Origin of the sequence: Staphylococcus sp. HMSC055A09 (assembly GCF_001809655.1) — a bacterium.
Classification (GTDB): domain Bacteria; phylum Bacillota; class Bacilli; order Staphylococcales; family Staphylococcaceae; genus Staphylococcus; species Staphylococcus capitis.
Genome location: NZ_KV798364.1, coordinates 255,798 through 281,224 on the forward strand (window position 1 = coordinate 255,798; position 25,427 = coordinate 281,224).

The window sequence follows — 25,427 nt, forward strand, 5'->3', positions numbered from 1 at the left end:
AACGGAAATAATAATAATGTAAACATTAATTCTAATAATGCTTACGCATTTTACTATAGATTAACAAAGTCTTAAGGAGGAATTTAATCATGAAATATGTAGTCGTTGGTACATCACATGCTGGTTATGAAGTGATTGAAACACTTTTAAAAGAAGATTCAAATGCTGAAATTCATGTATTTGAAAGTGGAGATAAACCTTCATTCTTATCTTGTGGTATTCAAAGCTATTTAGAAGATGTTTCACCGTCATTAGATTCATTACACTATGCTTCTAAAGCTTCTTATAAAGAACAAGGAGTTAACATCCATGTAAACAGTACTGTTACTGACTTAAATACAGATAAAAAAATGATAACTGTAGAACAAAATGGACAATCTAATGAAGTAACGTATGACAAATTGTTCTTAAGTCCTGGCGGTAAACCAGTTACTCCTCCAATTGACGGCATTGATCAGTATAATAACGTACTATTTATGCGTGGTCGTGAATGGGCAGATCAAATTAAGCAACGCATGCCTCAAGCTAAAAAAGCGGTTGTCGTAGGTGGTGGCTATATTGGTATCGAAGCTGCCGAAGCCTTCGCTAAAGCAGGTATTGAAACAACGATAGTTGACATTGCAGATAGAATTTTAAATACGTATTTAGATCAAGAATTCACTGACATTTTACAACAAAATTCAGAAAAACATGGTCTTTACTTCAAAGGCGGTGAAACCGTTCAATCATTAACTGGTGATGACAATGGAAACGTAACAAAAGTTGTAACCGATAAAAATGAATATGAAGCAGATACTGTTTTATTCGCAGTCGGTGTTACACCTGCAACTGAATGGTTAGATGGCAAAATTGAATTAGGCGAAAAAGGTATTATCAATATTGACCATCAACAACAAACTTCTGCTAAAGATGTATATGCCGGTGGCGACGCAACACTTGTACCATTCGCTCCAGTTGAAGAAGATCGTTACATTGCTTTAGCGACAAACTCTCGTCGTCAAGGTGTCGTAGCAGCAAAAAATATGACTGGTAAAAATATGACTATGCCAAGAGTATCCGGAACATCTGGATTGCAATTATTTGATTATAAATTTGGACAAACTGGTGTACACGGTACAGAAGCTGATAGTTATGATGGCAATTTAGGTCAAAAATATGTTGAAGAACTGATCCATCCAAAATTCATGCAAGACGAAACTACAATTCACATGAAAATCATTTACGATGAAGATAGTCATCAAATTTTAGGTGGACAAGTCATGTCTACAGAAGATGTTACAGCTTCTATCAATACAATTTCTATGGCGATATCAGCAGGATATACACTAGAACAATTAGCCGTACAAGATTTCTTCTTCCAACCTGACTACGATCGTCCATGGAATTACCTCAACGTGCTTGCTCAACAAGCGCTTGGTGATACGTTCGGTAGTGACAAAATGCTATTCTAAACTGATTTAGGTTGCATATATCAATACTCAGTGTGAAAAGTACACAAAACTTTTGCACTGAGTTTTTTATATTCATGGTATAGGTTTCTTAAAGTTTCAGAGCGATGTAAGGAATATTCTTAAAAACATTTGAGCTATATGAAGACCTTATGTACCCTATGAAATTTTCACTTCAACTTGATAAGAAATAAGCCTTATACTTTTACATTGTCAGCAATATAATTCTAATTTACGTCAAATTTATGACTTAATACAATATTCAGAATACTTTTACACATTTTTCGAGTTGAAAAGCTTGAGATAAAAAATATTTTTTATCATACTATAAATGAAAGTTAAGTTAAGGAGTGGAAAGTATGAATAAAGAACAATTAGAAAAAATGACTAATGGCAAAGGATTTATCGCAGCATTAGACCAAAGTGGCGGTAGTACTCCTAAAGCGCTTAAAGAATATGGCATTAATGAAGACCAATATAGCAATGAAGATGAGATGTTCCAACTTGTACATGATATGCGTACTCGCGTAGTAACTTCACCATCATTTTCACCTGATAAAATCTTAGGTGCAATTCTATTCGAACAAACAATGGATCGTGAAGTAGAAGGTAAATATACTGGTGATTACTTAGCTGACAAAGGTATTGTACCTTTCTTAAAAGTCGATAAAGGTTTAGCTGAACAACAAAATGGTGTTCAATTAATGAAACCTATCAATGACTTAGACGAAACATTAGACCGTGCAAATGAACGTCATATCTTTGGTACTAAAATGCGTTCTAATATCTTAGAATTAAATGAACAAGGTATCAAAGACGTTGTTGAACAACAATTCGAATTTGCTAAAAAAATCATTGCTAAAGGGTTAGTACCAATCATCGAACCAGAAGTAAACATTAATGCAAAAGACAAAGCTGAAATTGAAAAAGTATTAAAAGCTGAAATCAAAAAAGGCTTAGACGCATTAAATGATGATCAATTAGTAATGTTAAAATTAACTATTCCTACTGAAGCTAACTTATACAAAGAATTAGCTGACCATCCTAACGTTGTACGTGTCGTTGTATTATCTGGCGGTTATAGCAGAGACGAAGCTAACAAATTATTAAAAGACAACGATGAATTAATCGCAAGCTTCTCACGTGCATTAGCAAGCGACTTACGCGCTAGCCAATCTCAAGAAGAATTCGATAAAGCGTTAGGCGACGCAGTAGATTCAATCTATGACGCATCAGTAAATAAAAATTAAGGTGCGGAAGTGAGCGCTTAGGTTTTGAGCAGAACCGAAAAGCGAGCAAAACTGTTTTGTAGTTTTGACGAGACTTTGAGAGTTTCTGCCGAAAAACCTGCTCACTGAAGCCCGTCTATCATTCCGGTTATGCAACATTATCTTGCTTAACCTAATATAAAATGCCGTGTGGTAATCTATTTGACCACACGGCATTTCTTTATACTTTTTATTATTTATTATCTAATTTTTGTGCTTGATGCTCTTCAAACAATTCACCAATGTGATTAAAGAAATCGCCAAATTTTTGAGCAGCGTCATCACCAAACATTTCTTCTAAATTAGCTTGAGACTCACTTGCACTCTGTTCTGAAGCTTCATACATAGATGCTTCATATTCTTTCAACGCATCTTGTAAATTATTATTCTCTTTAAGTGCTTTCGCTAATAAATATGCATCGTAGAATGCCATATTAACACCCTCGCCTGCAAATGGACTCATTAAATGCGCTGCATCTCCGATTAAAGTGAGATTAGATTGATTCTCCCACTTAAACCCTATAGGCAATTTGTAAATTCGACGTAAGAGTACATCATCACCAGCATATTCAATATATTTTTTTAAATCTTCGTCCCAGTCCGAGAAATCTTGTAACAACTGTTCTTTAATTTCTGACTTACTCATTCCTTTAAATTTTTCAAATTCCTCATAATCCATTTGATAAGACATATATACTTTAATTCTTCCATTGCCATTCACTTGACCAAGAATTGCTTTATGGTCACCAAATGCCATCATTTTCCCATTTTTATTAAACGCTGCTAAATCAGGATATTGATTGTATGCATCTTCTACATTTAGTTCAACCATTGAAATACCATTATATTCTACGTCCACATTTGCTAAATAAGGTCTCACTTTTGAAAATGCTCCATCAGCCCCAACTACAAAGTCAAACTCAGCTGTATCTCCCTCAACAAATGAGACTTCAACTTGTCCATTGTCTAAGCGACGAAGTGATTCGAACGCTTTACCATATATTACTGTGCCTTCACTTAATTGTTCACTGATGATATCACATAGTTCACCACGATCAATTTCTGGACGTCCTCCCTCAACTTCAGGATCGGCTGTTTCTTCATAATAAACCTTACCATTTTTATCTAAAACGCGAGTATCTTCACCCTCAAAACGAGCAAGCTCTCTAAATCGATCAATAATACCTGTTTCTTTTAATGGTAACTGGCCACTCTCCTCATGAATATCTAAGGAACCTCCACGGTCTCGATTTACATCTAACCCAGCTTTCTCAAAAATTGACACTTCAAATCCTTGTTGTTGCAAAAGAAGTCCTAGCATTAATCCACCAGGTCCTCCTCCAATAATACCTACGCTTTTAACATCTTTTATATTCATTTGAACTCCCCCACTATCTATTTTTATTTAGAAAATTGTTCCAAACGTGCTTTTGTTTCTTCTACAAATTGGTCAAACTCTTTTTTCAATTCTTCATCTTGTAGTGCTTGCTGACTCGCTTTCATAAATCCTTGGAACACCTCATGTAATTGTTCTCTTGATGCTTTTAATTGCTCAAAGTCTATATTTTGAAACTGTTCCATTCGTTGTGTAAATTCATCATTATTAATATTCTCCTCTAAGAACTTCTCACCTTCTTCAGTGATTGAGTACACTTTCTTTTTACCATCTTTAGAGATTGATACAAATTCTCTATCTTCTAACATTTGTAAGATAGGATAAACAGATCCAGGACTAGGTGAATAGAAGCCTTTAAAACGTTCTTCTAAATCTTTAATAATTTGATATCCATGACGTGATTCTTCCTTCAACATTTTAAGAATGACAAATTGTAAATTGCCTTTCTTGAAAAAGCGGTCACGACCGCCGCCTCTCGGACCACCAAATCCTCTGCCAAAATCAAATCCTTCAAATCGCTCCATTCTTTGTCTTATCATTTCAGGTCTTCTTCTGAACATTTAAATCACCTTTCTTTATTTGTTATTTCGATATATCAATATCCTAAGCGATATATCGAAATATGTCAACGATATATCGTAATAATTTTTCGAAAAATAAATACCATTTTAACAAATACTGTTAAAACGGCATTTAGAAGTCGTACCTTCAATACATTTAGTCTTGTAATGTGATAAGTACTTTCCCAAACTTACCACCTGTAACTACGGGTACATGATCGCCATATTTATCTCGTAAATATTGTTCAATACTCTCTTTTTGTTGCGCATTCATTTCAATTTCCACTTCTTTTAACCAAGAACGTAATTGACGCATGACTTCATCTACACTTTTTTCAGCATGTTGTGTATGACGCTCAATTAAGGTTTCATACGTATAGTTATTGCAATAAAGTAGCTGCAATAAATAATATAAATCAGCAGTCATCGGCGAAGGTTCTAATTCAAGAAAAGCAACGACCTCATCCACGATTGAGTTTTCTTTAGGTCCTGCTATTAAGCTGACATAAACATATTGATGAGCTATATCTATAGCTTTTTCCACGGCTTCCCATGTTGTTACTGCAGGACACATTGATGCAAAGACTAAATCGAATTTTTTAATCTCTGTCGTTTCAATATTTTCAAATGATTCATTAATTGTTTCAATCTCTACACCATAATGTTGCGCATTATCTTTTAACATACCGTGCAATATGGATGAGGGTTCAAGACTAGTAACTTTAGCGCTTTCTTTTGAGAACGGTATACTAAACACTCCTGAAGCAGCACCAACATCCAGTATACTTAGGTTTTCAAATCCTCCTGTTTGATTCTGAATCCATGACATAATTCGTTTTACTCTTTTTTGACTCTCTTCAGTAAAAGAATTTTTATTAAAATTTTCAGCCCATTTTTCAAAGCCTGGAGCATCAGGTTGACCTAAACCTGCACGTTTCATTCTTTTATCTTGTGTATTAGGATCATTGTCCCAAGCCTCTTTCCAAAACTGTTGATCAAAGATATTTTCATTTGTCATATCATCAAACTCCTTCGACTCTAACTTTGACTCCATTGTATCTCTTACCTTTATTTATTAAAATTAATTAATATTCTAGGCATGAGGTGAAATATTTGTATATAAAAAAGACGTGTGAGACATCTTTACATCTCACACGTTAAAAATATCTATTCTATTTTTTAGCTTTATCATAATAACCTAGTTCTAGGTCTTTTGAAGTTTGTTTACGGATTTTTCTCATTAATTGTTCATCATTAATTAATGATTCTCCATAAGAAGGAATCATTTCTTTAATTTTCGGTTTCCAATCAGAAGTATATTCAGGGAAATTACGTTCTAATACTTCTAATGCAACTGAAACTGAAGTAGAAGCTCCTGGTGATTCACCTAATAAAGCGATAACTGAATGATCTTCAGAGTTCACAACTTCAGTACCGAATTGAATGAAGCCTTTACCATTCTCTTCAGTATCTTTAATAACTTGTACACGCTTACCTGCTGTGTATAATTGCCAATCTTCATCACGTGCTTCAGGATAGAATGTACGTAAGTGATTCATGCAACCTTCTTTAGTCATAATCACTTGATCAATTGAATATTTAATTAATGGCACATTCTTAATTGCTGCAGCTAATAATGTTGAGATGTTATATGGCTTAACAGATCTGAATAAATCAAGGTTAGAACCAAATTTAAGGAATTTTGGTCCAATATTCGCGAATGGTCCAAATAATAATGTTCTTTCACCATCGATATAACGCGTATCTAAGTGAGGAACTGTCATAGGTGGTGTGCCAGGTGGTTCTTTACCGTATACTTTGGCATCGTGTTGTTCAATAACTTGAGGGTTAGTACAAGCAATAAACTGACCACTAATTGGGAATCCACCTAAGTGTTTACTTTCTGGAATGCCAGTTTTTTGTAGAAGTGGAATCGCTCCACCGCCGGCACCAATAAATACATAATCTGTTTGATGTTCAAATACATCACCAGTATTACGGTTTTTAATTTTAACTAACCATTTACCATTAGATAAACGTTCAAAGTCTACAACTTCATGATTGTATTGTACTTCAACGTTTGAAGAGTCATGAAGGTTTTTAGCCATTTTACGAGTAAGAGCACCGTAGTTAACGTCTGTACCTTCATCAATTTTACTAGCCGCCATAACGCCACCGTTATTTTCACGACCTTCCATCATTAACGGAATCCATTTTTTCATTTCTTCAAAGTCTTCTGTATATTCGATATTATCGAACATTGGGAAGTTTTTCATTGCTTCATAACGATCTTTTAAGAATTTCACGTTATTTTTACCACGTACGAAACTAATGTGTGGTAATGGATGAATAAACTCTCTAGGATTTTCAATTTGTCCACTTTTTACTAAGTGACCCCAGAATTGTTTAGAAATCTCAAATTGTTCGTTGATTTCTTTTGCTTTTTCGATATCAATTGAACCATCTGGTTGTTGAACTGTATAGTTCAATTCACATAACGCAGCGTGTCCTGTACCCGCATTGTTTCGTTCATTTGAACTTTCAATACCGGGACGATCTAGACGTTCATATAAATGGATATCCCATTCAGGTTCGATGCTTTTTAACATTGAACCGAATGTTGTACTAAGTACACCGGCACCAATTAATACAACGTCTTTTTTCTCAGACTTTGCCATGTTGTTCACCTCTCAAATAATTTAAAATATATTACACCAGTACATTAGAGTTGTTCTTTTATTAAATCCCAATTCACAACTCCAAAAATTAAAGAGCATCTTAAACTCTTTACTAGTTACTACACTTCTATGTTAAAGCAACAATAAGGAAATGTAAATTATTCTAACTAAGATTATTCAATTGTTTAATAATAATTTTTTTATACTAAAATATATTAATTACAAAATATTTTTTCTCTTTTAATCCGACTACAATATTGCTCTTAATGCACACCCACATCAACATGAAATAACAGCACAAAGTTAAAGTTTTCTACTTCAACCTCGTACTGTTAAAATAAGCAATTTAACGTTGCATTAAAAACTTTTCTATATAAAATGCAGATTCTTCAATAGATTTATACTCAGTATTGATGACTGTAGCATTCAATTTTTTGAAAACTTCTTCTGCATAAGAGAGTTCTTTCTTAATTCGTTCCAAACTATTATATGTAGACTCAGCAGATAACCCTAACGTTTCAGCACGATTGCGACGAATGTTTGCAATATAGTTCGGACTTGCAGTTAAGCCAAACACTTTTAGTCCCTTTTGTTGAAATACATTGTCTGGAATGGCAACTTCCGGTACTAAAGGGATGTTTGCTATTTTATAACCTTTGTTGGCTAAATACATGCTTAATGGTGTTTTAGACGTACGTGAAACTCCTACAATTAACGCATCCGCTTCACCAATATCTGTAAAATGTTTACCATCATCATATTTGACTGAGTATTCAATAGCTTCAATACGTTTGAAATATTCATCATTAAGTTTACGTAATGCGCCACTTTCCATTAAAGGTTTAGCATCTGTATGCGTTTCAATTATTCGAATTAACTCTGACATATAATCGACGTATGGAATATCATGTTCTTTCGCAAACTGATGACCTAAAGCATTAAATGATTCGCTCACTAATGTTGTCGCTACAATTGCATTTTGTTCTCGAGCAAGTTGAAGCACATTAAGAAATTCTTGTTCATCTTTAATGTACGGAAATTTCTTAATCTCAACTTGGGTCAAATCTGGGAATTGGGTTAATGTAGCATGAATCATACGTTGTGCCGTTTCCCCAATTGAATCCGAAACAATAAATAACTTTAAAACTTGATCGTTCTTCTCTTCCACCTTATCGCTCGCTTTCCTCCGCCTGACTTTGAGCAGTAGCTAATATCGCACCAGGTACTCTGAATGGCGAACATGATACATAGTCAATAGACCATTGATTAAATTGATGAATTGATTTAGCATCACCACCAAGTTCACCACATACGCCTATCTTGATCTCTGGTTTTATTTGCTTAGCTTGTTCAACCGCGTATTGAATCAATTGTCCCACACCATCTTTATCTAATGTTTGGAATGGATCAATCTGTAAAATGTTACTTTCAGTATACACGTTTATAAATTTCCCTGCATCATCTCTTGAAAAACCATAAGTTAATTGTGTTAAATCATTTGTACCGAAACTAAAGAAATCACAATGTTGTGCGAGTTGTTGCGCAATTAAACATGCTCTCGGTGTTTCGATCATTGTACCAATAAGATAATTCACATTTGTTTTTGCGTCATTTTCCAATTGAGTAATTGTTTCTGCTAAACGGCCTTTTAGAGTAATAAACTCTTCAACAGTTGAAACAAGTGGAATCATAATTTCAGGATGACACTCTATGCCCTCTTTCTTAAGTTTCAATACACTTTCAATAATCGCCTCTACTTGCATTTCGTATAACTCAGGATAAGTTATAGCTAAGCGACAACCACGGTGACCTAACATAGGATTAACTTCGTTGAGTTCAGCGATACGCTTACGTAATACATCTTTAGGAATATCAAGTTGTTCGGCAACGCTTGCGATGTCTTCATCTGAGCTTGGCAAAAATTCATGTAATGGTGGATCTAATAAGCGCACAATTGTAGGTCGGTCTTGAGAAAGTCTAAATATAGCTTCAAAATCCTCTACTTGATACGTTCTAATCTTCTCTAATGCACCAATACGTGCTTCATGGTCTGAAGCTAAAATAAATCGGCGCATCTCTATTAAACGCTCAGCTCCAAAGAACATATGCTCTGTTCTTACAAGTCCAATCCCTTTAGCACCAAAATTATATCCTGCTTTAATATCTTGAGGTGTTTCGGCATTCATTCTGACTTGTAAGCGCGCAGTTTCTTCAGACCATTCCATAAATTGTTCAAATGCTTCACTGTGTTCTGCATTGACCGTTTCAATCTCACCTACATATAAATCTCCTGTGGAACCATCTACCGAAACCACATCACCTTCATTCAATTCGCCATCTGAATAATAAACCGTTTTATTTAGAGTATCGATTTCAACATCTGAACAACCTGTAACACAACATTTACCCATCCCTCTTGCCACAACTGCTGCATGAGATGTCATACCTCCATGAGTTGTAACGATAGCTTCACTAGCAATCATACCTTCAATATCTTCTGGGGACGTTTCCGGACGCATCAGAACTACACGATGACCTTTTTCAGCTTGTTCTTTCGCATCTTCAGCTGAGAAGACGACTTGGCCTGTTGCTGCACCTGGACTTGCAGGTAACCCTAATTTCGAAATAACAGTTGCTTGCTCTAAGGCTTCTTCCTTAAAATTAGGATGCAATAATTGATCGATTGATTTTACATCCACATTCGCTACTGCCTCTTTGCGAGTGATTAAACCTTCATTAACCATATCCACAGCAATTTCAATGGCAGCTCTTGCCGTACGTTTCCCATTACGTGTTTGAAGTAAATAAAGCTTGCCGTTTTCAATCGTAAATTCGATATCTTGCATGTCTTTATAGTGTGTTTCAAGTTGCTTTGTCACTTCAACAAATTCTTGATGAACCTCTGGCATTTGCGCCTTTAATGTATCAATATCTTGTGGTGTTCTAATTCCTGCTACAACGTCTTCACCTTGCGCATTAAGTAAGTACTCTCCAAATAATTGGTTATCACCAGTAACTGGGTTTCTGGTAAACGCAACACCTGTACCACTCTGTTCTCCACTATTACCAAATACCATTTCTTGCACATTGACTGCAGTTCCAATATCATGCGGAATATCATTTAATTCTCTATATACACGCGCTCGATCGTTATCCCAAGATTTGAATACCGCTTCAATCGCTTCCTCTAATTGCTTTAATGGTTCTTGAGGAAATGGCTTATATACCTCTTCTCGGTAAATCTCTTTAAACCTTTCACATATCGTTTGCAAGCCGTCAGCAGGTATATCCGCATCGTTCTTGTAATTATGTTTATTTTTGAAATCATCAAAATATGTATCAAATGCCATCATAGGGATACCATAAACGACTTCACCAAACATTTGTAATAAACGTCGATAACAGTCATAGGCGAAGCGTGCATCATTTGTTTTATCAGCAAGTTTCTTCACGTTGTCATCGTTCAAACCTAAATTAAGGATAGTATCCATCATTCCAGGCATAGAAATTTTTGCGCCACTACGCACTGAAACTAATAATAAATCTTCGTCAGAGGAGAATGATTTTCCTGTTCTTTCTGAAAAGGACGTTAAGTGATGTATCAATTGTGTTTTAACTTCTGTTGGCAATTGTTCATTTTGTTTTAAGTAATCAATACATGCCTCGGTTGTAATTGTAAATCCATCAGGTACCGGTAAACCTAAACGTTTCATCTCAGACAGGTTAGCACCTTTCCCACCTAATAAATCTTTCATTGAAATGCGTCCTTCGTCAAATGCATAAATATATTGTGTCATCATAGACCACCTCTTCTTTTAATATGTCATACTAATCATTTTTTAGTATGTCATATTAAAAGAATAATTACAACTATTTTTATGAAAAGGATTTCATAAATATTACGATTACGTGAATAAAAGCCTTTAAAACAACATTAGTGAAAATATAAATATGTTATACACAAAAAACTGTCGACTCAGTTTAATACTGAATCGACAGTTTAATACATAATTATAACTTTATAGTACGAATTAAATTAATCTTGGTTATTGTATTTTGCAATTTCCGCATCACGCAGTTCGACACGGCGAATTTTACCAGAATTTGTTTTTGGTAAATCATCGACAAATTCTATTGCTCTAGGATATTTGTAAGGGGCCACTTCATTTTTACAGAATGTCTGAAGTTCTTTAACTAGTTCATCATTGCCTTCATAGTTATTTTGTAAAATGATAAAGGCTTTAACAATATTACCACGAATCTCGTGAGGACTAGCAACCACTGCACATTCCTTAACAGCAGGATGATTCGTCAATGCGTCCTCTACTTCAAATGGACCGATTGTATAGCCAGAGCTGATAATAATATCATCACGACGTCCTTCAAACCAGAAATAGCCATCTTCATCTTTATGCGCTAAATCTCCTGTGACATAATAATCACCTGCTGAAGCCGCTTTCGTACGTTCCTCATCTTTATAATATCCTTTAAATAATGCAGGCAAATCTAATGGCACAGCGATATTACCTTTAGTTTGAGGTGGAACTTCATTACCATCATCATCAATAATTGTGACAAAACTACCTGGAATGCCTTTACCCATAGACCCCGTACGTGGTTCTGTATCTTTAAGAAAACCGATAAGCAATGTACTTTCAGTCTGACCATAACCATCTCTTACTGTAAGATTAAAGTTGTTCTTAAATTGCTCTACAACTTCACGATTAAGTGGCTCGCCTGCTGAAACCGCACTGTGTAGATGTTCTAAATGATAGTCATTTAGATTACTTAATTTTGCCATCATACGATATTCAGTCGGCGTACAACATAATACATTAATTTGATAATCTTGTAATAATTCAAGATACGTTTCTGGTTGGAAACGTCCATTATATACAAAGGCTGTTGCGCCAGTTCCTAGTATTGATAAGAACGGACTCCATACCCACTTTTGCCAACCTGGAGCAGCCGTTGCCCACACAAGATCATCTTCTTTGATACATAGCCAATGTTTCGGTGCCATTTGTAAGTGCGCATATCCCCAGCCGTGAGAATGTGTAACAGCTTTAGGATTACCAGTAGTTCCCGAAGTATATGAAAGAATTGCTAAATCATCACGTGTCGTTTCAGCACTTTCAAGTTCATTACTTTCGTTAGCTTTTTCATCTTCAATAGAAATCCAACCATCTTGATGACCAGCAATAATGAATTTAGTAAGTTCCTCGTATTCTTTAACGCCTTCAAATTCTTTAGTTAATGTGTGAAATGCAATCACTGCATCAATTTCACCATGTGTAATTCGATATTGTAAATCTTTTGTACGTAACATTTCTGAGCTTGGTATAATTGCGATACCCAATTTTAACGCAGCGATGTATAATTCGTATGTGGCGATAGCGCGTGGCATCATGATTAATACTTTGTCACCTTTTTTAAGACCATGTTTTAAAAAGACATTCCCTACTTTATTTGCATTTTGCAATAGCTCTTCATAACTTACTGAAATATTATCATGTTCGTTATCTTTATAAATAATCGCTTTTTTAGATGAATCTGAAGCGTATTTTTCAATTTCAGAAATAATATTATATTTCTCTGGAGCAAGTAAATCTGATTTGTTCATAACTGTACTTCCTTTCAATTCACATTCATACTCATACTATCAGAACTTAAAGTCCATTCAAATGGATTAAACTTATATTATAGTAATTTTCTGTATTTTTAGTATTATTGGGGTTATATTGATAATTGTTCTTGTATTACTTATTAGAGCACTGTATATGCGTAAGGAATATGATGAACAGAATCAGAAACAGTTACTTATAAGTCACTTTTAAAAATAATCCTTACGCGGTTAGGCATTAAACTAGCCTTTTGTGTCTATATTGATACAATCACTTATTTAGAGAAGAGAAACTATAGATAACTAAATAGATAATTATAATGACTATGACATGAATGGCTCCTAGAAATATTGCAAAACCATCTGTCGAAAATGGGGTGAAATAACCTGATGAATTATAAACATTCATAAATAAATGAACACATATCCAAGAGAGAAATATCCCAATGACCCTACATATTACAATGCCTATGTTATTTTTTATACCAGTTTTAAAAATAGATAAACTCACTAAGAGCGCGACAATCACAAATGGAATATAACCTATTAGTGACCCCGTATGATAATCAATATTTAGGCCGATAAACTCTATTGGAATTAAGGAACAAATTATCGTAATGAGTTTGAAAAAATTCATTTTAGATTCGTGCTCTCCTAACTATTTAAATTTGTCTATTTTTCAATATTTAATCGTATTTGGAAATCGTTAATCGACTTTATAACTATTAAAGTTGAGAAATGTCATATTGTCAAAATGATACAGTGACCTCAAAACCTTCTATTCTAATTATGAGTGAGGGGCACGTTTACCAATTTAAACTTGTAAAAGCAGTTTAGAATTAAATGCCTATAAATAAGAAGGCTAAGACACAAATGATTGTCTTAGCCTTAATTAACATATTAGCAATGGATGACTATTTTAAAACTGCGCTTACATCAATTTTCTACAATTCTAAACATTTTTATTGGTGGACTCCCAAATCAAAAATTATTTTAAAGATTTCAACAAGCTATGTAAGTTGGATGCGGGACAATAGAATTATATTTCTGCCCTTCTCTCCACCTATTTACCTATATGACGCTTTCAAAATCTATATGATGATGAAGTTTTTCAAGTTCAATTCTAACATTATATGATAAATCGCGATTAACAATGCGATGATCCACACCTTTTGATGTTCCACGTTTCTTATGTGTTTCTGCGTACTCAGCAGAATTCTGCCAATCATAAAATGCTTGTCGATCTTCCCATAAAGTTACGATTATATAATGTCGACCTACAGTTTTAGGTCTTAAAAATCTCAACGCTCTAAATCCTGGTACATTTTCTAAGTGTTTGTTTCTTTGTAAAAACTTTTGTTCAAAAGCTTCTTCGTTTCCTTCATTAACAAAAAGATGATTTAACACGCAAAATGCGTCGTTCGATAGTGTATTTATAGATTCTAGCACTTCGTAATATTGTTTATCATTATTTTTCTCTATCATAAAAGAATGATCAGTTTCTTCTATAATATATGCCTTGTATGCATCATTGATTAACATATATAATTCCTTCATTTCACTTCAATTTATAAGTATTACATCCTACTTTGTTCATAAAGGGATAATGAGCGTTTAACAATTTCTATGAGTTCATGATCGAAATCTTTAAGTTCATTGAAATAATTGAGTATATTATCAGCTACAGTCTCTTCAATTGGAAAATGAGCATCTTGGTTAATCCACGCCGCTAACTCTCCCAATGGCGTTTGATCTCCCACAAAGTTCTGAATAAATTCATAGAAACTCACGCTAACACCCCTTTTTTCGTAATATAAATTTATACTATCACGAAATGACTCATAAAACATCATATCAAAGAATATTCAGTGAAATTTATTTGCATTTTCAAAAAGAAAACTCTTTAAAACGTTTGTTTAATTTAAAGAAAATAGACGATTCTTATGAGGTCTTTTTAGTATTAGGAAGTGTGAGCCATACAATAAAGTATGCAGTGAAAGCAATCATTGTATTAAACCATAGCCCCATCATTGCTCCTAATTTTGGATCAAATAATGTTGAAAATATGCTATAAATTGAACCTGAAATGGCCACACCAAAAGCGCCACCTATTGAAGAAGCCATTTTATAAATACCTGAGGCGACGCCTACCTTTTCCTCTGGAGAATGAGAAATGGCTGTATCAGTCGAAGGCGTTGCAAATAAACCTAAACCTAATCCAAATAATAAAAATCCTATCACGCATAAAGTGATATACACTGGAATAGGTAAAAACGTAATCGACATTAAGAATATTCCCACTGTTGTCGACATCGTACCAATTAGCATAGGTTTTCTAGGACCAAACTCTTGTAAGATTTTCTCTCCTACTCGAATCATTGTTAATACTGCAATCAAATACGTGAGTGACAACAAACCTGTTTCAAATGAACTTAAACCTATACCTTGTTGGACAAACGTATTCGTTATGAGAAGCGTACCAGCAACTGTATTAATTAAAAAATTAGCAAATGTCGCACTCGTATAGAATCGATTACGAAATAAAGCAAAATCGATGAGTGGATAGCGTTTTCTATTTTCAAGGATGATAAATAATATTGTAGATAACACAAATGCAACAAATAATGACACAATCGCTACGGAAAATAAACCTAAATGTGCAGCTTGTGTAATCATAATATTTAGACTGAGCATCATTACAACTAGTAAAATAAGACCCACAATATCAAACTGTCTTGATGATGCATGTTGATTCTTAGATTCTGGCGTACCTTTAATTAAAAGTACTGCAATGAGGGAGACGATAATTGAAAAGACAAATATCCATCTCCAACTTAAGAATGTAGCTATCATCCCTCCAAATAAAGATGCGAAACCAGAACCTCCCCAGGAGCCTATAGACCAGAAGCTGAGCGCACGCTGACGTTTGTCACCATGATAGTATGCTTTAATTAATGATAGTGTCGCAGGCATAATCAATGCAGCAGAAAGACCTTGAATTGCACGTCCCATCAATAATAACGGAATGTAGTCAGAAACGATAATAAGTAATGAGCCAAAAATATTTAACCATAGTCCAATTATCGTTAAACGTACACGTCCAAAATAATCTGCCAAACTGCCCGCTCCAACTACAAACATGCCACAAAATAGAGCTGTTAGACTTACCGCAATGCTTATTGTACTTAAATAACTGCCAAATGACGTTTGTAAATTAGGAATTACATTGATTAAAGAATTAGCAAATAACCAAAATGTGATGACTGCTAATACGATTCCTATTAAAAGTTTACGAGTCCCTATGTATTCATGTTGCTGATTCATTGATGATTAAATCTCCTTTTAAGTTAAATAATCTAAAACAACAGTGCCCACTGCTTCAGCAGCAACAAGCATTGATGATTCATTAATATTAAATTTAGGATGGTGGTGAGGGTAAATATCACCATCTTCAGGTGCAGCACCTGAATAAATAAATGTACTTGGTAATTCAGTAGCATAAAATGCAAAATCTTCTGATGGTGGCTGAGGTTCACATATCTCAACACCTTTAATATCATCAATTTGTGCATTTTTGATTGTTTCTGCGACATATGAAGTGAATTCTGGATCATTATATAACGCAGGATAATCCTTTTTGAACTCGAATTCACATGTTACTCCAAATGTTTCCTCTATACCTTTAACAATTCTAGTTAATTCTTGTTGAATTGTATCTCTAGTCTGGTCAGTTAGAGCACGAACGTCTCCTTCTATTTCAATTTGATCTTTAATCACATTGAATTGACCTTTACCATCAAACGAACCTATAGTGACTACACCCGTTTCAAATGGGTTCAGACGTCTTGATACTACTGTTTGAGCAGTAGTGACAAAGTTGGAACCAGCCACAATTGCATCATTAGCCATGTGAGGTGATGAACCATGACCACCTTTACCTTGTACAACTAGTTTAAAATAAGCACGACCTGTTTGAACATAGCCTTCTTTGTAAAAGACTTTACCTGCTTCCATCGTACTCATAACATGCGCACCTAATACATGATCCACACCATCAAGCACACCATCTTTAATCATACCTTGGGCCCCACCTGGCGGCATTTCTTCTGCAGGTTGATGAATGATAACGACTTTACCTTTGAATTGTTCTTTCATTTCTATCAATGTTTCTCCGAGAATAAGCATATATGCTGTATGCGCATCATGGCCACACGCATGCATAACGCCTTTATTTTTTGAAGCAAATGACAGTCCAGTTTGTTCTTCAATAGGTAATGCGTCAAAATCTGCACGAATCGCAATCGTCTTACCTGATTTCCCACTATCAATTGTTACTTTAACACCATTGGGTCCTACATTCGTTTCAACGTCACAATCTTTCTCTTTATAAAAATCGGCAATGTATTGAGGCGTTTCAGTTTCATGAAAAGAAAGTTCAGGATGTTCGTGAAGATATCGTCTGATTTCAATCATTTTACTTTCTTTCTCACGTAAACGTTTAATTAATTCTTGATTCATTTATATCCTCTCCTCAATTCAATTATAGAACTTAATCGTCAAGGAATGTTGCACAGTGTCTTTTTACTATATTTTTTATTTATGATATTAACAACTACAATATTATACTTTTTGAAAATTAATAGAAAATGAATTACCAAAACATAAATAAAAAGCCTTTAAATGAATTTGAATTCAATTCACTTAAAGGCTTCGCTAATTATAGAATAGCTTTTGTTCATTTAATTGACGAACTTAGTTCGATTAATATTGATAAAATGGATCGTCTTCCATTGCGCCAGCTTTCTCATCATGAACACCATGTTTATAGTAATCTACATATTGAGGTTCTAATGGTTGTCTACCACGAATAATGTCTGCTGCTTTTTCAGCTAACATTAAAACTGGAGCATGAATATTACCATTTGTTGTACGTGGCATTGCTGATGCATCTACGACACGTAAGTTTTCCATGCCATGAACTTTCATAGTTAATGGATCTACAACAGCCATAGGGTCTGAAGAAGGGCCCATTTTAGCACTACAAGATGGGTGTAATGCTGTTTCGCCATCCTTACGTACCCAATCTAGAATTTCTTCATCAGTTTGTACTTCTGGTCCTGGTGATATTTCTCCACCATTAAATGGATCCATAGCTTTTTGTTTAAGAATATTACGTGCAACACGAATTGCTTCTACCCACTCGCGTTCATCTTCTTTAGTTGATAAGTAGTTAAACACGATACTTGGTTTTTCAAATGGATCTTTAGATTTAATTTTCAAGCTACCTCTTGAATTTGAATACATTGGACCTACGTGAACTTGATAACCATGCGCAACAGGTGCTTTTTGGCCATCATAACGTACAGCTATAGGTAAGAAGTGGAACATTAAGTTAGGATAATCCACTTCATCATTTGATCTTACAAATGCGCCACCTTCGAAGTGGTTAGATGCTGCGGCACCTTTACGCGCAAAGATCCATTGTAAACCGATAAACGGCATACGTTTTACATCAAGACTTGGTTGTAATGATACAGGTTGTTTACATTTATGTTGAATGTATACTTCTAAGTGATCCTCAAAGTTTTCACCCACACCTGGTAAGTGCATACGTGGCTCTATGCCTTTAGATTTTAAGAACTCTGAATCACCTATACCAGATAATTGTAATAATTGAGGTGTGTTGAACGCACCGCCTGATAAGGTGACTTCGTTAGCTTTAACCGTTTGTTCTTTACCATTTTTCTTATAAGTGACGCCTGTTACCTTTTTACTATTGTTATCATCGAAATTAAGTTTCGTAACGAATGCACGTGTCTCTACGTCTAGATTTCTACGTCTCATTGCTGGGCGTAAATACGCTCTAGATGCTGACATACGGCGACCATGATGAACTTGACTATCGAATGGACCAAATCCTTCTTGTCTAAAGCCATTTACATCTGGTGTTTTATGATATCCCGCTTCAACACCTGCATTAAAGAATGATTTAAATAATGGATTTGTAGCAGGTCCACGTTTTAATTTAACCGGTCCGTTATGTCCACGTACTTTATCATAAGGTGACGCACCATAAGTTGTTTCTAACTTTTTAAAATATGGTAAGCAGTGAGCGAAGTCCCATGTATCCATACCTTCTGGCTCTGCCCAGCCTTCATAGTCCATTGGGTTACCTCTTTGATAAATCATACCGTTAATTGAGCTTGATCCACCAAGCACTTTACCTCTAGCATGGTCAACTTTACGTCCCATATGAGGTTCTTCTTCAGTTTGATATCTCCAGTCATAGAATGGGTTACCAGATGGGAACATTAATGCTGCGGGCATTTGAATAAATAAATCCCAGAAATAGTCACTACGTCCAGCTTCCAATACTAATACATTTTTATCTTTATCTTCAGATAGACGGGCACCTAGTACTGAACCTGCGCTTCCGCCACCAATAATGATGTAATCATATGAATCATGTTTTCTACTCATCAAATTCGACCTCCAAAATTGATAGTTTTCTTTGTTTTTCAACATCTCTTTCTTAAAAGGTTTTACATATTGAAGTGAGCGCCATTATGTTTTTCTAAGCGCTCACTCGCAATGAATATTTTTTAATTTCGAAAATTAAATCAGCATACTTTTTCAAATGGAAGAATTATTTACTAAACCAATTCACTGGTTCTGGATTCGTGTTTGTTAAGATGTGTTTAGTAATCAAGTATTCTTCAAGTCCTTCTTTACCAAGTTCTCTACCGATACCTGATTGTTTATAACCTCCCCATGGCGCTTGAGCGAAATAAGGATGGAAATCATTAATCCAAACGGTACCTAATTTTAATTTGTTAGCTACACGTTGTGCTTTACCAATATCTTTAGTGAATACCGCACCAGCTAATCCATAGATTGAATCGTTAGCTAAACGAATTGCTTCTTCTTCATCTGAGAAACCTTCAACAGTTACGACTGGTCCAAAGACCTCTTCCTGAACAATACGCATTGATGTATCACAATCTGTGATAACAGTAGGTTCAAAGAATAAACCTGCTTGTAAATCTTCACGTTCAGGACGTTTACCACCGATAGCAATTGTAGCGCCATCTTGTTTAGCAACTTCCATGTAATTTTCAATTTTCTCACGATGTGCAGTTGAAATAACTGGTCCCATTTCAGTGTCTTGATCGAAACCATTACCAATTTTAATTTTACTTACACGGTCGATCAGTGCCTTTTCAAACTTATCTTTAATATCGTTATGAACTAAAATTCTAGAACCTGCAGAGCAAACTTGACCTGCGTGGAAATAACCACCATTTAGCGCTTGATCCACTGCTAATTCAAAGTCTGCATCGTCAAAAATGATGTTTGGATTCTTACCACCAAGTTCTAAAGCAACTTCAGTTACATTGTCAGCAGCTTGTTTCATGATGTGTTTACCTGTTTCAATACCGCCTGTGAATGATACTAAGTCAACTTCTTCATGGCCAGACATAACGTCGCCAACTTCTGAACCTGCACCTAGAATTAAGTTGATTGTACCTTTAGGGAAACCAACCTCTTCCATTAATTCAAATACACGAATTGTTGTTAATGGTGTAATTTCACTAGGTTTCATAACTAAAGAACAACCTGTAGCTAATGCAGGTGCAATCTTCCATGATGCTTGAAGTAAAGGATAATTCCAAGGTGTGATTTGTGTAACTACACCGATAGGTTCTTTGATAACTTTACTTTCAGAATTTGGGATTGGCGTATTAATGATTTCGCCACCATCTTTATCAGCTAATCCTGCGAAATACATGAATACATTATGAATATCATCCATATCTGCATAAGATTCTTCTAATGTCTTACCAGTATCTAATGTTTCAAGTTTAGCTAATTCTTCTCTATTTTCTTTAATTTTATCTGCGATGGCTCTTACTTTTTTACCTCTAACTTCACTTGTTTCAAGTGACCATTCGCCCTCTTCAAATGATCTTCTTGCAGCTAAAATTGCTCTTTCCGTATCTTCTTTAGTCCCCTCAGCTACTGTAAAGATAACTTCTTGATTATAAGGATTTATAATATCTCTTGTATTTTTATTTGAACTTTCAACCCATTCACCATCGATATACTGACGGTTTGATAATTTATCTACAAGTTCCATCAAAACAACCTCCGTTAAGTTTGTTAAATTTTTATTTAACGAATTTTACAAATTTATGTTAGCATAGGTATTGAAAACGTGTCAATTTCTTAAAATACATTTGTAATACACAAGTAAATATCCAAACTTAACATTATTCTCCTTACTTACAACTTTAATTTGATAAATTAATTTTAATTTTTGTAAAAAGGTTTTATAATAGTTTGGCATGTAAAATTTTCAATTTTAAGTTATTTAACTTAATTGACGTGGTAAAAAAATTGAATATTAGAATTGGAGGTGCAGTGATGACACGTACGAATAATGACGCGCACCAAGTCGAACAAGCGAAAGATTTAGTGATAAACTCTATTGGAGAAACGATGGATTTGTATGGTATTAATCGTAGCGTCGGCAATTTATATGGCATCATGGTTTTTGAAGGCAGCATGACACTAGATGAGATGCGTCAACAACTACAAATGAGTAAACCAAGTATGAGTTCAGGTGTAAAGAAACTTCAAGAATACGACATTGTTAAACAACAATTTACACGCGGAAGTCGTAAGCAACATTTTATCGCAGAGAAAGACTTCTTTAATTTCTTTAGAAACTTCTTTACAAGAAAATGGGAACGAGAAATCGATACTAACATGGAAGCAATTAAAGATGCCGAAAAGATCATCAACCCACTATTAAACAAAGAAAATTTAGATGAAGAAGCAAAAGAAAATGCGTTAAATGTTAAAGCTCAATTAGATCATTCAAAAATATATTATGAATGGTTAGAACAATTAAGCGAGTCATTGGAATCTGGAGAAATATTCAAATACTTCCCTATTCCTGAACATGAAAATGAATAAAATTAAATTTAAATTATAACGTAAAAAAGCCAAGGGATATTCAAACGTATTTAAACGTGAATATCCCTTGGCTTTTTTGAATTAGTATTTATAAATTATCGTCTTCTGGTTCTTCTTTGACTTGAACGATTCGAAGTGATCGTCGTTCAACTTCTTTCAATTTATCTGCACGTGTTTCAAGTTTTATTCGATCTCGACCCAGTATGATGAGGAAGGAAATCATCATAAAGGTGAAAATGACGAGTAAAGGTACACTGGCCAATATTGATGCTGTTTTCAATACTTGAAGTGCTCTCTCGCCACCCACTAACATGAGTGAGAATGGAAGTAAACATAATGCGAATGCCCAGAATAAACGATTGGCTCTTAAAGGTTCCCCGATAACTTTTTTCTGTGATGCAGCTGCTAGGATATAAGAACCAGAGTCAAATGTTGTTGCTAAGAATAAGAATGCTGAGATTAAGAATAAAATAATTGTAATTGTTGGGAATGGTAACTGATGCATTACTTCAATAATTGTTGCTTCAGTACCATGACTATTTAAATAATTAATAACATTAAATTGTCCAGTAATTTGTAGGTAAACTGCATAGTTACCAAAAATACCGAAGAATAATACACATCCTAATGTACCGTAACACATTGTACCTAATACTACTTCTTTAAGTGTACGACCTTTAGAAATGCGGGCGATAAATAAACCGATGAACGGTGCATATACTAACCACCAAGACCAATAGAAAATTGTCCAATCTTGAGGGAAATGAGTTTCCTTACGACCATGAATACCGCCAAATGGTTCCATCCAAGTCGCCATGTGGAAGAAATCTCTTAACATGTTACCGAACCCAGTTACCGTTGTTTCCATAATAAACACTGTTGGACCAACGATAAACACGAACGCTAGTAATATGAATGATAACCACACGTTGACGTCACTTAATTTTTGGATACCTTTTTTCAATCCAGTATAAGAACTAATTGCGAATATAACTGTAATGGTTAATAAGATGATTGAACGTAACACCATATTAGTTCCATCTAAACCAGTTAACTTCTCAACACCAGCTGAAATCATTGGCACACCAAGTGCTAATGACGTAGCGGCACCTCCAAGTAAACCAAATATAAATAATATATCTACAACTTTACCGATAAATTTATCAGTTTGACCTTTTAAAATAGGTCGACAAGCTTGACTAATTTTATAAATCGGTTGTTTCTTAACGAACACAAGATAACCGATTGGTAGTGCTGGTAATACATAGATAGCCCATGCAATAGGGCCCCAGTGGAACATACCATACTGTGTCGCATATTGAAGTGCTTCATCTGACATTGGTTTTGCGCCATTAGGTGGGACTTGGTAGTAAAACGCCCACTCAATCACACCCCAATACAAGATATCTGAGCCGATACCCGCACAAAATAGCATCGCAGCCCATGTGAAATTATTAAATTCTGGCTTGTCACTTGCTTTCCCTAATGTGACATTGCCGTATTTACCAAACGCTATGTAAAGAACGAAACAAAAGATTGCCAGTCCCATAAATAAATACACAGAACCAATTGAATTAGAAATGGCACTATTGATGTCTGTGATGATTGTTTCACTTGCTTTCGGAAAAACCATCATAGGTATAACGGCAAAAAGTAATACTATGACTACGCCTATGAAGGTCGTCCAGTCCATAACTTTTTCCTTTTTCAATTGTGATCCCCCTAATATTATTTTTATGAATCGTGTGTTCAATTACGCTCAATATTTATTGATTCACAAAAAAGACAATAACGAAGTTTTAATAATAATGCAAATTACATACAAAGATTTTTAACCGTTATAGTGAATATTTATATAGTTTGAGGCATTTTAATGCTCATTTAAAATGACTATGACAACAGTGTTAAATTAAAATTTAACAAAATAAACGAATTTTACAGAATGTTGATTATGCATAAAAATACGCATTCAAAGAATATTTATTTATTTTCAAAACTTCGACTCTTAAAGAAATAATTCCTTATACAAAAGAAAAACTACTTTCCAATTTCATTGAAAAGTAGTTTATGTAAACCGTAGAGAATGATTTAATTTTTAATAACCTAATAGTGCTTTAATAGTGAACCCAATGATGATAGATACAGTAATCACAAAGAATCCTGGGACGGCGAAGCTGGTTGGTCTCGTTCTGCCTGTTTCATCTAACTCCACAGCAAATAGTAATGTAGGTTGAGCTGGTATCACGAAGTTAACGTTCAATGTTTGTACCATGGCTACGAAATAAATAGGTGGAATGCCTAAACTCATAACGATCGGCACCATAATCGATGCAGTGGCAGTTTGAGATATTACAATCATCGCTACAATGGAAACCAATATAATGACTAACCATGGAACTTGGCTAATCGTTTGTCCGATATCATTTTTTAATATTTTTAAATTTTGTGGCGCATTAAAGATTGTTGCACCTAACCAACCCGGTCCAAGCACAGCAAATAAAGCTCCCGTTGCTGATTGCGTAATATGAGAAGTTAAAATATCTGATGTGTTAATTTTGACTAATAGTAAATTAATTGCTGAACTTAAATACATAAAGAATTGTACTATCTCAGTCATTTCTACTTTGACTGTCTTTCCATTAACATCGAATGTAGGCATAAGATGTGGGAATATACCAAATGTTAAGATGCCTAACACACATAATAGAAAGCTTAGCACGCCTATTTTTACTTTTCCTGAAAATTGATTTTCAAGCTCGTCCTCCGGCATTTGAACTAAACGCTCAGATGAATCATGTACTTTCTCTTTACGCCCTACAAAAGTACAAAAAATACTAAGTAGCAACATACTAATAAGAGCAGTTGGTAAAACGATACTTAAATACTTACCCATCGATATATGATATCCTGCTAAAACTGAAATGATATATGCGGTAGCTGAAGCTGCAGGGCTACAAAGCAGTGCTAAATTTGCAGTTAAAACTGATGCAGTTAAGGCTCTCTTAGGTTGTATATGTGCCTTCTGCGCCGTTTTTGCAATAATAGGTTCTAAGGATAAAGCTATATTAGCCGTACCTATACCAAAGACGAAAAGGAAAACAATCATCGGAGCAATAAATATAATCGATTTTGGAAAGCGTTCAATCACACGCGAAGCAATATAAACGAGATAATCAATACCACCTGTTGCTTGAAGAGTTCCGCCTGCGATACCAATAGATAAGATAATTAAAACTGCTGTAACAGGAGCTGAACCTGGAGGTAATCGAAAGATAAATATCATTATTAACTGAGCCACAATCGCAAAGATACCACATCCAAGTGCGCCAGCTGTTCTAAGACCTAATAATATCGCAAGAATCATTATTATGATTTCTATGATAAATAAAACCATGAGAAGATCTCCTTAAACTTGGTGAACAAATTTTGTATACATTAATATTTTATCACTTAAAGATGTAAATAGTATATATAT

At 34.7% G+C, this 25,427-nt stretch carries 19 protein-coding genes; 3 read left to right on the forward strand and 16 right to left on the reverse strand.

The annotated features are described in order from the left end of the window. Nucleotides 1-89: 89 nt before the first annotated feature. Both HMPREF2642_RS04460 and HMPREF2642_RS04465 read left to right on the forward strand, forming a co-directional pair. The gene (locus HMPREF2642_RS04460; RefSeq protein ID WP_030059068.1) at nucleotides 90-1,451 is read left to right on the forward strand and encodes an FAD-dependent oxidoreductase; all 1,362 of its coding nucleotides are present in this window, start codon (nucleotides 90-92) and stop codon (nucleotides 1,449-1,451) included. A gap of 356 nt (nucleotides 1,452-1,807) precedes the next feature. Then, complete coding sequence (locus tag HMPREF2642_RS04465) at nucleotides 1,808-2,698, forward strand: fructose bisphosphate aldolase (RefSeq protein WP_002432552.1); 891 nt, start codon at nucleotides 1,808-1,810, stop codon at nucleotides 2,696-2,698. Between the two features lie 211 nt (nucleotides 2,699-2,909). Here the strand turns inward: HMPREF2642_RS04465 and HMPREF2642_RS04470 are convergent, their stop codons facing one another. The 14 genes from HMPREF2642_RS04470 to betB form a co-directional block, all read right to left on the reverse strand. After that, a complete protein-coding gene (locus HMPREF2642_RS04470; protein ID WP_030059066.1) occupies nucleotides 2,910-4,094 on the reverse strand; it encodes an FAD-dependent oxidoreductase in 1,185 nt (394 codons plus the stop codon). A gap of 23 nt (nucleotides 4,095-4,117) precedes the next feature. Beyond that, nucleotides 4,118-4,672 carry a PadR family transcriptional regulator gene (locus tag HMPREF2642_RS04475; protein ID WP_002432898.1) on the reverse strand — a complete coding sequence of 185 codons (555 nt, stop codon included), beginning with the start codon at nucleotides 4,670-4,672 and terminating at the stop codon, nucleotides 4,118-4,120. Nucleotides 4,673-4,829: 157 nt separating this feature from the next. Next, nucleotides 4,830-5,690: a class I SAM-dependent methyltransferase gene (locus HMPREF2642_RS04480; protein WP_030059064.1), complete on the reverse strand. Its 861-nt coding sequence runs from the start codon at nucleotides 5,688-5,690 to the stop codon at nucleotides 4,830-4,832. 154 nt (nucleotides 5,691-5,844) lie between these two features. Beyond that, complete coding sequence (lqo, locus tag HMPREF2642_RS04485; protein ID WP_002432748.1) at nucleotides 5,845-7,350, reverse strand: L-lactate dehydrogenase (quinone); 1,506 nt, start codon at nucleotides 7,348-7,350, stop codon at nucleotides 5,845-5,847. Nucleotides 7,351-7,696: 346 nt separating this feature from the next. After that, nucleotides 7,697-8,518, reverse strand: a complete 822-nt coding sequence (locus tag HMPREF2642_RS04490) for a pyruvate, water dikinase regulatory protein (RefSeq protein ID WP_002432738.1) — start codon at nucleotides 8,516-8,518, stop codon at nucleotides 7,697-7,699. Nucleotide 8,519: 1 nt separating this feature from the next. Further along, nucleotides 8,520-11,147: a pyruvate, phosphate dikinase gene (ppdK, locus tag HMPREF2642_RS04495; protein WP_037550613.1), complete on the reverse strand. Its 2,628-nt coding sequence runs from the start codon at nucleotides 11,145-11,147 to the stop codon at nucleotides 8,520-8,522. Nucleotides 11,148-11,386: 239 nt separating this feature from the next. Then, nucleotides 11,387-12,973, reverse strand: coding sequence for an acyl-CoA synthetase MbcS (mbcS, locus tag HMPREF2642_RS04500; RefSeq protein WP_030059171.1), 1,587 nt, complete (start codon nucleotides 12,971-12,973; stop codon nucleotides 11,387-11,389). 271 nt (nucleotides 12,974-13,244) lie between these two features. Then, nucleotides 13,245-13,610, reverse strand: a complete 366-nt coding sequence (locus HMPREF2642_RS11820) for a hypothetical protein (protein ID WP_030059172.1) — start codon at nucleotides 13,608-13,610, stop codon at nucleotides 13,245-13,247. A 434-nt stretch (nucleotides 13,611-14,044) separates the two neighbouring features. Beyond that, a complete protein-coding gene (locus HMPREF2642_RS04510) occupies nucleotides 14,045-14,515 on the reverse strand; it encodes an antibiotic biosynthesis monooxygenase family protein (RefSeq protein ID WP_030059173.1) in 471 nt (156 codons plus the stop codon). Nucleotides 14,516-14,550: 35 nt separating this feature from the next. Then, nucleotides 14,551-14,763, reverse strand: coding sequence for a sterile alpha motif-like domain-containing protein (locus HMPREF2642_RS04515; RefSeq protein WP_023351057.1), 213 nt, complete (start codon nucleotides 14,761-14,763; stop codon nucleotides 14,551-14,553). A 151-nt stretch (nucleotides 14,764-14,914) separates the two neighbouring features. Continuing rightward, complete coding sequence (locus tag HMPREF2642_RS04520; protein WP_030059174.1) at nucleotides 14,915-16,297, reverse strand: MFS transporter; 1,383 nt, start codon at nucleotides 16,295-16,297, stop codon at nucleotides 14,915-14,917. Nucleotides 16,298-16,315: 18 nt separating this feature from the next. Continuing rightward, the gene (locus HMPREF2642_RS04525; RefSeq protein ID WP_030059176.1) at nucleotides 16,316-17,491 is read right to left on the reverse strand and encodes a M20 family metallopeptidase; all 1,176 of its coding nucleotides are present in this window, start codon (nucleotides 17,489-17,491) and stop codon (nucleotides 16,316-16,318) included. Between the two features lie 243 nt (nucleotides 17,492-17,734). Continuing rightward, nucleotides 17,735-19,453 (reverse strand): choline dehydrogenase, encoded by a 1,719-nt coding sequence (gene betA / locus HMPREF2642_RS04530; RefSeq protein WP_070597697.1) that lies wholly within the window; start codon nucleotides 19,451-19,453, stop codon nucleotides 17,735-17,737. A gap of 166 nt (nucleotides 19,454-19,619) precedes the next feature. Beyond that, on the reverse strand, nucleotides 19,620-21,110 hold the full coding sequence (betB, locus tag HMPREF2642_RS04535) for a betaine-aldehyde dehydrogenase (protein ID WP_023351054.1): 1,491 nt from the start codon (nucleotides 21,108-21,110) through the stop codon (nucleotides 19,620-19,622). A gap of 287 nt (nucleotides 21,111-21,397) precedes the next feature. On the opposite strand from betB, the gene HMPREF2642_RS04540 reads away from it, so the two are divergent. Beyond that, complete coding sequence (locus tag HMPREF2642_RS04540; RefSeq protein WP_030059178.1) at nucleotides 21,398-21,952, forward strand: choline uptake/conversion transcriptional regulator CudC; 555 nt, start codon at nucleotides 21,398-21,400, stop codon at nucleotides 21,950-21,952. An 88-nt stretch (nucleotides 21,953-22,040) separates the two neighbouring features. Here HMPREF2642_RS04540 and HMPREF2642_RS04545 read toward each other — a convergent pair whose 3' ends face one another. Together HMPREF2642_RS04545 and HMPREF2642_RS04550 are read right to left on the reverse strand one after the other, a co-directional pair. Beyond that, nucleotides 22,041-23,663, reverse strand: a complete 1,623-nt coding sequence (locus HMPREF2642_RS04545; protein WP_002469734.1) for a BCCT family transporter — start codon at nucleotides 23,661-23,663, stop codon at nucleotides 22,041-22,043. A gap of 384 nt (nucleotides 23,664-24,047) precedes the next feature. Next, nucleotides 24,048-25,346 carry an anaerobic C4-dicarboxylate transporter family protein gene (locus tag HMPREF2642_RS04550; protein WP_002436174.1) on the reverse strand — a complete coding sequence of 433 codons (1,299 nt, stop codon included), beginning with the start codon at nucleotides 25,344-25,346 and terminating at the stop codon, nucleotides 24,048-24,050. Nucleotides 25,347-25,427: the final 81 nt, after the last annotated feature.

Coding starts and splice junctions, on each gene's coding strand:
- HMPREF2642_RS04510 (WP_030059173.1), bottom strand. CDS start 14,515: ATGTTAATCAATGATGCATACAAGGCATATATTATAGAAGAAACTGAT.
- HMPREF2642_RS04470 (WP_030059066.1), bottom strand. CDS start 4,094: ATGAATATAAAAGATGTTAAAAGCGTAGGTATTATTGGAGGAGGACCT.
- lqo (WP_002432748.1), bottom strand. CDS start 7,350: ATGGCAAAGTCTGAGAAAAAAGACGTTGTATTAATTGGTGCCGGTGTA.
- HMPREF2642_RS04525 (WP_030059176.1), bottom strand. CDS start 17,491: ATGAATCAAGAATTAATTAAACGTTTACGTGAGAAAGAAAGTAAAATG.
- HMPREF2642_RS11820 (WP_030059172.1), bottom strand. CDS start 13,610: ATGAATTTTTTCAAACTCATTACGATAATTTGTTCCTTAATTCCAATA.
- HMPREF2642_RS04520 (WP_030059174.1), bottom strand. CDS start 16,297: ATGAATCAGCAACATGAATACATAGGGACTCGTAAACTTTTAATAGGA.
- HMPREF2642_RS04460 (WP_030059068.1), top strand. CDS start 90: ATGAAATATGTAGTCGTTGGTACATCACATGCTGGTTATGAAGTGATT.
- HMPREF2642_RS04540 (WP_030059178.1), top strand. CDS start 21,398: ATGACACGTACGAATAATGACGCGCACCAAGTCGAACAAGCGAAAGAT.
- ppdK (WP_037550613.1), bottom strand. CDS start 11,147: ATGACACAATATATTTATGCATTTGACGAAGGACGCATTTCAATGAAA.
- betA (WP_070597697.1), bottom strand. CDS start 19,453: ATGAGTAGAAAACATGATTCATATGATTACATCATTATTGGTGGCGGA.
- mbcS (WP_030059171.1), bottom strand. CDS start 12,973: ATGAACAAATCAGATTTACTTGCTCCAGAGAAATATAATATTATTTCT.
- HMPREF2642_RS04465 (WP_002432552.1), top strand. CDS start 1,808: ATGAATAAAGAACAATTAGAAAAAATGACTAATGGCAAAGGATTTATC.
- HMPREF2642_RS04550 (WP_002436174.1), bottom strand. CDS start 25,346: ATGGTTTTATTTATCATAGAAATCATAATAATGATTCTTGCGATATTA.
- HMPREF2642_RS04480 (WP_030059064.1), bottom strand. CDS start 5,690: ATGACAAATGAAAATATCTTTGATCAACAGTTTTGGAAAGAGGCTTGG.
- HMPREF2642_RS04475 (WP_002432898.1), bottom strand. CDS start 4,672: ATGTTCAGAAGAAGACCTGAAATGATAAGACAAAGAATGGAGCGATTT.
- betB (WP_023351054.1), bottom strand. CDS start 21,110: ATGGAACTTGTAGATAAATTATCAAACCGTCAGTATATCGATGGTGAA.